The sequence below is a fragment of the Streptococcus nasisuis genome, from assembly GCF_040836615.1.
GTDB classification, from domain to species: Bacteria; Bacillota; Bacilli; order Lactobacillales; family Streptococcaceae; genus Streptococcus; species Streptococcus suis_V.
Genome location: NZ_CP162268.1, coordinates 360,804 through 372,461 on the forward strand (window position 1 = coordinate 360,804; position 11,658 = coordinate 372,461).

The window sequence follows — 11,658 nt, forward strand, 5'->3', positions numbered from 1 at the left end:
AAGTCGTCTTTTTTATGATGAGGAGAGAGTGACGGAATGTTACTACTTATCAAAAGAAAAGAAGGACTTTTTATGACCAAACAATGTCATCATCACTTTTTAGTCAATCAGGAAAAAGCAGAAAAACACGTCTTCCGTAAAAGTAAGAAGTACCGTACGCTTTGTTCGGTAGCTCTTGGAACTATGGTGACAGCTGTTGTCGCTTGGGGTGGCCAAGTAGCACAAGCTGACGAAGTGGTAACATCCTCGCAAGGTAAAACCGTTCAGTTGACAGATAATCCTGCGACCAACTTACCAGAAGCTCAGCCCACACCAGTTGCTGAACAAACGAATAGTCTTGCGTCAACTGGTCAATCAGATGGGGCTATCACGGTTACGGTTCCTCATGATGTTGTGACACAGGCTGTCAATCAAGCAACTGCTGAAGGGGTTATGACCATTCAGGATAAGCCTATGGATTTAGGGAACACCACCTCTGCTAGTGATACCAGTAAGCAATTAGATAAAGCGGAAGCGGATGCTGCTAAGCAGGCTGAAGTCATCACTCAGGTGACCAATACCTATAAAGCAGATAAAGCGACTTATGAACAAGATAAAACACGTGTTGAACAAGGGAATGCTGCGTTGGCTGCTAGTCATAAAGAAGCCACTCAAGCAGGAAAGGCCTTGAATAGTTTAGTAGATAGCACAGCTTCAAAAATCAAAGACCAAGATCCGTCGGCTAATGTGACCGTCACAACTCAAACCGTAACATCAGGAGATGGTTCAACGGTTTCAGGCTATCAGGATTATACCTCTGCGGTAGCTGCTATTGATAAGCAAAATAAGGACAATCTATCTGAATACGAATCAAAGAAAAAAGATGCAGATGCCATTGTCGCAAAGAACTTAGTGACTCAAATGGAAAATGAAGCGGGTCTTGCTAAAGCAAAAGCTGATAATGACGCAATTGACAAACGCAATCAAGCTGGACAAAAAGCAGTGGATGATGAAAACAAGGCAGGTCAAGCTGCTGTTGATGCCTATAATAAAGACCAACAAAAATTGGTGACAGACCGTGAAGCTGAGATTGCTGCTATCACGAAACGTAATAAGGAAAAAGAAGAAGCCGCCAAGAAAGAAAATGCTGCCATTGACACCTATAACACCAAGGAAATGGAGCGCTATAAACGTGATTTAACTGAGATTTCAAAAGGAGAAGAAGGCTATATCTCTCAAGCTCTTGCTCAGGCACTCAACTTGAATAATGGAGAACCGCAAGCACGTCATTCAGCTGATACCAGAAATCCTAATCGTATCGTTGCTAAGGGTGACGCTATGCTTGGTGGGTATTCTAAAATCCTAGATTCTACTGGTTTCTTTGTCTATGATACTTTCAAAACGGGAGAAACCCTTTCCTTTACCTATCAAAATCTTCAAAATGCTCGCTTTGATGGTAAGAAAATCACAAAAGTAGCCTATGACATTACAAACCTTGTTTCTCCAGCTGGAACTAATGCCGTGCAGTTGGTTGTACCAAATGACCCAACAGAAGGCTTTATTGCCTACCGTAATGATGGGACAGGCAATTGGCGAACAGACAAGATGGAGTTTCGTGTCAAGGCCAAGTATTTCTTAGAAGATGGCTCTCAAGTCAGCTTCACCAAGGAAAAACCAGGTGTCTTTACTCATTCCTCACTCAACCACAATGACATCGGTTTAGAGTATGTAAAAGACACATCAGGTAAGTTTGTTCCTATCAATGGCTCAACCATTCAAGTGACTAACGAAGGTTTGGCTCGTTCACTTGGGTCAAACCGTGCCAGTGATTTGAAGCTTCCTGAAGAATGGGATACGTCATATAGTAAGTATGCCTATAAGGGAGCGATTGTCTCAACGGTTACATCAGGCAACACCTATACAGTGACCTTTGGTCAAGGGGATATGCCCCAAAATGTTGGTCTCTCTTATTGGTTTGCCTTAAATACCCTTCCAGTTGCACGGACGGTTAAACCTTATAGTCCAAAACCACATGTGACACCAAAGTTAGAGCCAATTCCAGAACCGATTAAGGTTGTGCCAAAAACCTTTACCCCAAAGACCTTTACGCCAGAGCCACCTGTGAGCTTTAAGGAAAAACCATTAGAGAAAGTTACTCAGCCTAGCCTAACACTTACCAAGGTGACCTTGCCTAAAGACCCTACGCCAGAACCGTTACCAAAAGCACCAAACGTGCCAACGGTTCATTACCACGACTATCGTCTGACAACGACTCCTGAAATTGTTAAGGAAGTTATCAATACCGACCAAGTGAACCTTCATGACAAAACGGTCGCAAAAGATTCAACGGTCATTTACCCTTTAACCGTAGACGCTTTTTCTCCAAATCGAGCCAAAACCACTAGCCTCACATTTGAAGATTACCTTCCAGCAGGCTATGCCTTTGACAAGGAAAAAACGCAGGCAGAAAATGGAAATTATACCCTTAGCTTTGATGCTGCTAAGAACTTTGTGACCTTGACCGCCAAGGAAGCCTTGCTTCAAGAGGTCAATAAAGACCTCACCAAGTCTTACCAACTGGTGGCTCCGAAACTTTACGGTAGCCTTCAAAATGATGGAGCAACCTATTCCAACAGTTATCAGCTCCTCATCAATAAGGGAACCCCAAATGCTTATACCGTGACTTCCAATGTCGTGACGGTGCGTACGCCTGGTGATGGAACAACCACTAGCCGTATTGAGCCTCAAAAACGCAATGAAAATGAAGACGGTGTGGTCATTAACGATACGGTAGTGGCTTTAGGAACGACTAATCATTACCGTTTGACCTGGGATTTAGATCAATATAAAGGTGATAGGTCTTCTAAAAAGACAATTGCTCGTGGTTTCTTCTTTGTAGATGATTACCCAGAGGAAGTGTTGGATTTAGTAGACCAGGGAACAAGTATCACCACTCCTGATGGCAAAGCCGTATCGTGGATTACTGTTAAGGCTTATGCGTCGCTGTCAGAAGCTCCTAAAGACCTTCAAGATAAACTCGCTCATGCCAAGATTTCTCCTAAAGGGGCTTTCCAAGTCTTTATGCCTAATGACAATCAAGCCTTTTATGACCAGTATGTCAAAACAGGAACCTCTTTAAACCTTGTCACTAAAATGACAGCGAAAGATGACCTCTATGGGAAAACGGCAACCTATCGAAACAAGGCTTACCAAGTGGATTTTGGCAATGGCTATGAAACCGATGAGGTGATCAACACCCTTGTTAGCCCAACACCTAAAAAACAAAACCTTAATAAGGATAAGGTGGACATCAATGGAAAACCGATGGTAGTCGGTTCACAGAACCACTATACCTTGTCATGGGACTTGGACCAATACCGTGGCATTAAAGCCGATAACGCTCAAATCGCAAAAGGCTTTTACTTTGTGGATGATTATCCCGAAGAAGCTCTATTACCAGATGATGCAGGCATTCAACTTGTGACAACTGATGGTAAAGCAGTGTCAGGTGTGACGGTAAAAACTTATACGAGCTTATCAGAAGCTCCTAAAAACCTACAAGTAGCCCTTGAGAAACGCAAGATTGCGCCTAAAGGAGCCTTCCAAGTCTTTATGGCAGAAGATCCACAAGCCTTCTACGATTCTTATGTAACGAAAGGCCAAAATATCACCATCATCACCCCTATGACTGTCCGTGAGTCTATGCTTAATTCAGGAAAGTCTTATGATAATGTAGCTTATCAAGTAGACTTTGGAAAAGCCTATGAAACCAATACGGTAACGAATCACGTGCCAAAAGTAACACCACATAAAACTAATACTAATAAAGAAGGCGTGTCTATTGATGGCAAGACCGTTCTTCCAAATACCGTTAATTACTACAAAATTGTTCTGGATTACAGTCAGTACAAGGATTTGGTAGTGACGGAGGATGTTCTTGCCAAAGGTTTTTACATGGTGGATGATTACCCTGAAGAAGCGCTTAGCGTCAATGCAGATGGTGTCCAAGTGATGGATAAGGCAGGAAATCTTGTCAAAGGGATTTCGGTGAAAGCCTATGCCTCATTGTCAGAAGCGCCTAAAGTGGTTCAAGACGCTATGGCCAAACGCCAGTTCACACCCAAAGGAGCCATTCAAGTTTTAAGTGCTGAAGATCCAAAAGCGTTCTACGAGGCTTATGTTAAAACTGGTCAAACCTTAGTGGTGACCCTTCCAATGACCATTAAGAATGAGCTGACAAAGACTGGCGGGAAGTATGAAAACACCGCTTATCAGATTGACTTTGGTTTGGCTTATGTGACAGAGACAGTGGTCAATAATGTGCCAAAACTAGACCCACAAAAAGATGTGGTGATTGATTTGTCACAAAAGGAGAAAAGTCTTGATGGAAAAGAAGTTGCCTTGAATCAGGTCTTTAACTACCGCTTGGTGGGAGCACTTATTCCTGGTAATCGTGCGACACCACTCATCGAATACCGCTTTGACGATGATTATGATGAAAGCCATGACGACTATAATGGTGTTTACAAGGCTTATACTGTGGTAGATGTCACTCTAAAAGATGGAACGGTTTTACCAAAAGGGACAGAAGTGACTAAGTACACGCTACAACAGGTCGACACGTCAAAAGGGACAGTTACCATCAGTTTTGATCAGGAATTCCTTGAAAAACTAGCAGAAGAATCCGAGTTTCAAGCAGATGTTTACTTGCAAATGAAACGGATTGCTTCAGGTGAAGTAGAAAATACGGTGTTACATACTGTCAATGGTTACACCATCAGTTCAAACACGGTTAAGACAACTACACCTGAACCAGAGCCACCAACTCCGACTCAACCAACCCCACCACAACCACCTATCCCAACACAAGAACCACCAGTTCCAGCAAGTGTCTTACCAAATACAGGAGAGAGTCAATCCCTCTTGGCGCTTGTCGGTGGAGGACTTCTTTTAGGCCTAGCTTACGGACTTTCTAAACGCAAAATGGAGGACAACTAAATGGAACCCAAAAACATTTACACAAGAGATTCAGACCAAGATGGCCTAACGGATGCTCAAGAGTTAGCTTTAGGGACCAATCCTTTTAGCATTGATACGGATAGTGATGGACTGACAGACCTTGAAGAAGTCCAACAAGGCTTGAATCCAATTCAACAGCGTAAGGAGAGAAGCTATGGCTTGGAATTATGACACAATTTCTAGAGCCCTTTCTGAGATGGCACGAGAAAACTATGAAGACATGGTTAAAGCCTTTTTAGCCATGGAATTGAGTATCAAAAATAAGTCACTTCTTGATATGCTCTATCAAGACTTTATGGGCATTGATGACTTGTCTTTAGTCAGTGAAGACCTGCGCCTAAGAGCAGACGGTTATCAGGAACAGCTTCAAGAAGAAGTGACGGACCTCTTGGATAAACTCTATCGAACAGGTGAGGGAGCTAGTTTCATTATGGAAGTGATTGCGTCCAACAACATTTCTGAGTCCCTTGCTCAGTATGAGGTTTTGAATGAGGAGGATTATTCGCCTCTCACCTTAGAGACCTTGCAGGACATTATCCAAAAGGAGTTGTCTTTAACGAGTCAAGATTATTTTGGAGATGTGACCTATCTCGCCTTGCAGAAGGATTTGTTAGACCAGAAAAGCCATTTCTTACAACAGTATGTGACAACTTTAATGGATAAGTTGCCACAAGAAAAAGACCAAAGAGACTTGGTCCTAGACTAAAGCAGTGGGCTGAGAATACCTCTCAGCTCCTTTTTTAATTGGAGGAACATATGACTCAAGAACAATTACTTGAGATGTTGCGGGCGAGATTGCCACGTGACCAGATTCTTTTGGAATCCTTTTTACGCTATCAAGCAGTCCATTTTGATGAGGATTGGGATAGCCTTATCCAAAATTTTACAACCCAAAGAGGAGTAGTCACCTCACCTGTTCAAGTGGTTCGGTTTGAAACAGAGGTTTCTGCATTTGTCAAGGCAAGCCCCTTTGATGGAGTGACTGACCTAAGCAGCTACACACAGACCTTTGGTCAGGCTGGCTTAAAGAAGTTACCTCAGTTAAACAGTGATGAGAAAGATTTGGTGATTGAAGTAGCCCTCTTTAACCTAGCCACTCGCTTTCAGCTCTTAGACCAAGAAGGCGCCTATCAGTCCATTTCGGTAGCTTCTCTTTTGGATAAAAGCAAAGCTGCTAATTTGGTCAATGTCAACCGAGTGGCCAATAATTTGTCTGACCGTATTAGCCGTGATATTGAACAATTTCTTCTCACTTTTGAACCTGAACTAATAAGCACCCAGGAAACGGTAGAGGAAAGAGAGGGTGCAGCTGAAGAAAAAGTAGTTCCAGAACCTCCTCAAGACATCACCTTTCGTGAAGAAGGGGGTATCGTCATTGCAAGTCTTGAGGAAGATTTATCACAACTCGATTTACGAACAGGGCAAACAGAACATTTACCAGCCTATGAACATCTAAACTTGTCCCAAAAATTTGAGATATTAAGTCACTTTGACCAAGTGCGAAATAGCCGTCCAAAACTACCAAACTTGAGACGTGGGGAGTTTGACCATGAAATGGGAAATGACGCCAATCTATGAGGACAATGAGCTATTAACCTATTTAGAAGCAGATGGGACAGCCTATGACTTACAACGTCCTCTAACACCTCAAGAAGAAGTAATCTTAGCTGAAATGGGTCAAACCATTTTGGCTGAAAATACCGAAAAACTGACTCGTTTAGGGATAGACTTAGCTGACGTTGATGAGCAGCAACGTAGGATACTGATAGATGTTGCAGGACGTTTTCATTTGAAGAATGCGGACCTAGCCTTACTAGGGGGCTATCCTAAAGCAACCGTTACTCAATTAGCCCTTGCGATAGAATTGCTTCAGATGGGATTAACGCATGACAAGACAGAATTTTTCTTGACCAGTCAGCTAGACTTAGAAGAGTTAAGACCCATTGCCTACGCCTTCTTGCATGAAGACCTCACTCTTGAAGAAGCAAGAACCTTTGAAAGGGACAAACTGTCCCAATCAGACCTATCCTTTAGAGAATGGCGAGAACACTTATCGCAAACAGAAACTGAAATCATCACGCCTCCATCAATCCCTCAAAATGCTATCGTAGAGGAAGCTCTTAAACGCTATCCGATTGATTCTAGAGTGACTTATAAGGGGCAAGAGTTTCAGGTAATGGCCATTGAGGACTCAGGCGTTAATAACCTGATTCGGATTGAATTACAAAATGATTTCACAGATGTGATTGAACAAAATCCGGTTCTTTTCTTACGGACACTAGAAGACATCACTCAAGCTCTTCATGTTCCTTCTGTCGAAGAAAAGGAGGAAGTGGAAGAAACTCAGCAGGAATTAGACCTGTTTTCCTTTATGGATATGGAAGAACAAAATGAGCCAGTTTCTCAAGTGACGGCTTCTGTATCATCAAATAAGAGAGAGGCTAAACAAGAAGAAGCATTGTCAGAAGATGAGTTGGAACCAAAAGTCATTAAGACGCCCCCAGCCACTGATTTTCACTTTCCAGAAGATCTAACAGACTTTTACCCTAAGACAACAAGGGATAAGGTTGATATGAATGTTGCTGCTATTCGTTTGGTGAAAAGTCTTGAATCTGAACACCGTCAAGCCACACCAAGTGAACAAGAACTCCTTGCCAAATACGTGGGCTGGGGAGGACTTGCTAATGAGGTCTTTGATGAGTATAACCCCAAGTTTTCTAAGGAACGTGAGGCATTAAAAACGCTAGTCACCGATAAAGAGTATTCGGACATGAAACAATCTTCTTTGACAGCTTATTACACAGACCCTCACTTGATTCGTCAGATGTGGGAGAAGTTAGAACGTGATGGCTTTACAGGTGGTAAAATCCTAGACCCTTCGATGGGAACAGGGAATTTCTTTGCGGCAATGCCTAAACACCTGAGAGAAAATAGTGAGTTGTATGGTGTAGAGTTAGACACGATTACAGGTGCTATTGCCAAACACCTTCATCCAAATAGCCACATTGAAGTAAAGGGCTTTGAGACCATTGCCTTTAATGACAATAGCTTTGATTTGGTTCTCTCAAATGTGCCTTTTGCCAATATCAGAATTGCGGATAATCGCTATGACAAACCCTATATGATTCATGATTACTTTGTCAAAAAATCATTAGATTTGGTGCATGATGGTGGGCAAGTGGCTATCATTTCCTCAACAGGAACCATGGACAAACGGACAGAAAACATTCTCCAAGATATTCGTGAGACGACTGATTTTCTAGGTGGTGTGCGTTTACCAGATAGCGCCTTTAAGGCCATTGCAGGTACCAATGTCACAACAGATATGTTGTTCTTCCAAAAACATATGGAAAAGGGCTACCAAGCAGATGATTTAGCTTTTTCAGGTTCTATTCGTTATGACAAGGATGACCGTATTTGGCTCAATCCTTACTTTGATGGAGACTACAACAGTCAGGTTCTTGGGACCTATGAGGTTAGAAACTTTAACGGAGGGACACTTTCTGTGAAAGGCACTTCTGATAATTTGCTAGCAGATGTTCAGATGGCTCTTAAACAGGTTAAAGCGCCTAGAACTGTTGACCCTTCTGATATCTTCATCAGTCCTGATGTGATGAGAAGACAAGTCATTGATACCTCTGTTCCGCCTGAAATCAGAGAAAGCTTAGACCAGTATAGCTTTGGCTATAAAGATTCTACGGTTTACTACCGTGATCATAAGGGCATTCGTGTAGGGACAAAAACTGAGGAGATTAGCTACTATGTGGACGAAGAGGGTAACTTTAAGGATTGGGATACCAAGCATTCTCAAAAACAAATTGACCGTTTTAATGCTTTAGAAGTGACTGATAGCACCGCTCTTGATGTGTATGTGACCGAAGAAGCCACCAAACGTGGGCAATTTAAGGGCTATTTCAAAAAGACTCTTTTCTATGAAGCGCCTTTGTCTGAGAAAGAAGTGGCACGAATTAAAGGGATGGTTGATATTCGGAACGCCTACCAAGAGGTGATTGCCATTCAGCGCTACTATGATTACGACAGAGATGAGTTTAACCACTTGTTAGGAAAGCTCAATCGCACCTATGATAGTTTTGTGAAACGCTTTGGCTATGTAAATAGTGCCGTAAACCGTAACCTCTTCGATAGTGATGATAAGTATTCGCTCCTTGCGAGTTTAGAAGATGAAAGTCTTGACCCGAGTGGGAAGACAGTTATCTATACCAAATCTCTTGCCTTTGAGAAAGCCTTGGTTCGTCCTGAAAAGGAAGTGACGGCAGTTTCTTCTGCCCTTGACGCTCTCAATTCTAGTCTAGCAGATGGTCGTGGGGTAGATTTGGATTACATGATGTCTATTTATCAGACGGATTCTAAAGCGACTTTGATTGAGGAATTAGGAGACGCTATTATTCCAGACCCAGAACGCTATCTAAACGATAGAGAAGTGGTCTATGTATCTCGGCAGGATTTCTTATCAGGAGATGTGGTGACTAAGTTAGAGGTTGTGGACTTACTCATCAAAGAAGATAATTCTGATTTTCCTTGGGTCTATTATCAAGGTCTCTTAGAAGATGTGAAACCGCCACGTGTGACCTTGGCTGATATTGATTATCGGATTGGCTCACGATGGATTCCTCTAGCCGTCTATGGGAAATTTGCCCAAGAAACCTTTATGGGACAAACATTTGACTTGACTGACCAAGAAGTATCAACTGTTCTTGCAGTCAGTCTAATTGATGGCACAATGTCCTACCAATCCAAGTTTGACTTTCGGTATTCTACCGCAACGGATAGAAGTCTAGGTGTGCCTGGGTCACGCTATGATAGTGGTCGTAAAATCTTTGAAAATCTCCTTAATTCCAATCAACCAACTATCACGAAACAAGTGGAAGATGGGGATAAGAAAAAGCATGTGACTGACGTTGAGAAAACAACGGTTCTTCGTGCTAAGGAAACTGAACTACAAGAACTCTTTCAAGATTTTGTGGCTAGTTATCCAGACGTGCAACAGATGATTGAAGAGACATATAATAGCCTCTATAACCGTACGGTTTCAAAAGTTTATGATGGTAGTCATTTAACTATTGATGGGCTTGCCCAGAATATTTCCTTACGCCCTCACCAAAAGAATGCCATTCAACGGATTGTGGAAGAAAAACGAGCACTTCTAGCTCATGAAGTCGGTTCAGGTAAGACCTTAACCATGCTTGGAGCAGGTTTCAAACTGAAAGAACTGGGAATGGTTCATAAACCTCTTTATGTGGTGCCATCAAGTCTGACCGCTCAGTTTGGCCAAGAAATCATGAAGTTCTTCCCAACCAAGAATGTCTACGTGACGACCAAGAAAGATTTTGCGAAAGCTAAACGCAAGCAATTTGTGTCACGAATCATCACAGGGGACTACGATGCCATTGTCATTGGGGATTCTCAGTTTGAAAAAATTCCCATGAGTCAGGAAAAACAGGTCACCTATATCCAAGATAAGCTGAACCAATTACGAGAAATTAAGCAAGGTAGCGACAGTGATTATACCGTAAAAGAAGCAGAGCGTTCTATTAAGGGATTGGAGCATCAACTAGAAGAACTCCAAAAACTGGAACGTGATACCTTTATTGAATTTGAAAACCTTGGGATTGACTTTCTCTTTGTGGACGAAGCTCACCATTTTAAGAATATCAGACCCATTACAGGCCTTGGGAATGTCGCAGGGATTACCAACACGACTTCTAAAAAGAACGTGGATATGGAAATGAAGGTCAGACAGGTTCAAGGAGAACACGACTATCGTAATGTGGTCTTTGCGACAGGAACACCAGTCTCTAACTCTATTAGTGAACTCTATACCATGATGAGTTATATCCAACCAGATGTCTTAGAACGCTATCAAGTCTCAAACTTTGACTCATGGGTGGGAGCTTTTGGGAATATCGAAAACTCTATGGAACTAGCCCCGACAGGAGATAAATACCAACCTAAGAAACGGTTCAAGAAATTTGTCAACCTTCCTGAACTCATGCGAATTTACAAGGAAACAGCTGATATTCAGACTTCAGATATGCTTGATTTACCTGTACCTGAAGCTAAGATTATTGCGGTGGAAAGCGAGTTAACGCAAGCTCAGAAATACTATTTAGAAGAACTGGTAGAGCGTTCAGACGCTATCAAGTCAGGTAGTGTTGACCCAAGTAGAGATAACATGTTAAAGATAGTGCGCTGTTAAGCGTAAAAATGTATCTCCCTCGCAGAGGGATATTATTGAAAGTAAATAATAGGAACAACTAACTAACCTAGCGGGGAAACCCAAAGGGGACAATAGCATGTTAGTAAAGCGGATAAGGAGTGAGTTACAACGCTTTGATGTGCCGCAAGTTCCGTAACCTATGGTTAAGGCTAGACTGCTTGAACCTCAATTCTGACTAGGTGCAAAGCATCGCCCATCGGAAAGTAACTGAGACCGATGTTACTGTATATTCGTTGTTGTGATTTTGGACGAATAACTTTCTACAGTAAAAGAGCATACGATAAGTATGAATAAAGGAATGAGTGAGGAACCTAAGGGTTACTAGAACGTACATTTTTTAACGAATAGCAGGATTGCCTAAGAGGGGAGACCCTTATGGTAACGGAGTCACCGTAGTAGTTTGAGCAAGGGAAAACCTTGTA

At 42.2% G+C, this 11,658-nt stretch carries 3 protein-coding genes and 1 pseudogene; all 4 read left to right on the plus strand.

The window, feature by feature from the left end:
• Window positions 1–72 precede the first annotated feature (72 nt).
• Window positions 73–4,977 (plus strand): SspB-related isopeptide-forming adhesin, encoded by a 4,905-nt coding sequence (locus AB1F57_RS01955; RefSeq protein ID WP_318830190.1) that lies wholly within the window; start codon window positions 73–75, stop codon window positions 4,975–4,977.
• The gene (locus tag AB1F57_RS01960) at window positions 4,978–5,169 is read left to right on the plus strand and encodes a thrombospondin type 3 repeat-containing protein (RefSeq protein WP_170242178.1); all 192 of its coding nucleotides are present in this window, start codon (window positions 4,978–4,980) and stop codon (window positions 5,167–5,169) included. It begins immediately after the preceding gene.
• A complete protein-coding gene (locus AB1F57_RS01965) occupies window positions 5,153–5,704 on the plus strand; it encodes a hypothetical protein (protein ID WP_170242177.1) in 552 nt (183 codons plus the stop codon). The genes AB1F57_RS01960 and AB1F57_RS01965 overlap by 17 nt, the downstream gene beginning before the upstream one ends.
• A 50-nt stretch (window positions 5,705–5,754) precedes the next feature.
• Window positions 5,755–11,203: pseudogene (locus AB1F57_RS01970) on the plus strand (SNF2-related protein); the annotation flags it as partial.
• Between the last annotated feature and the right edge of the window lie 455 nt (window positions 11,204–11,658).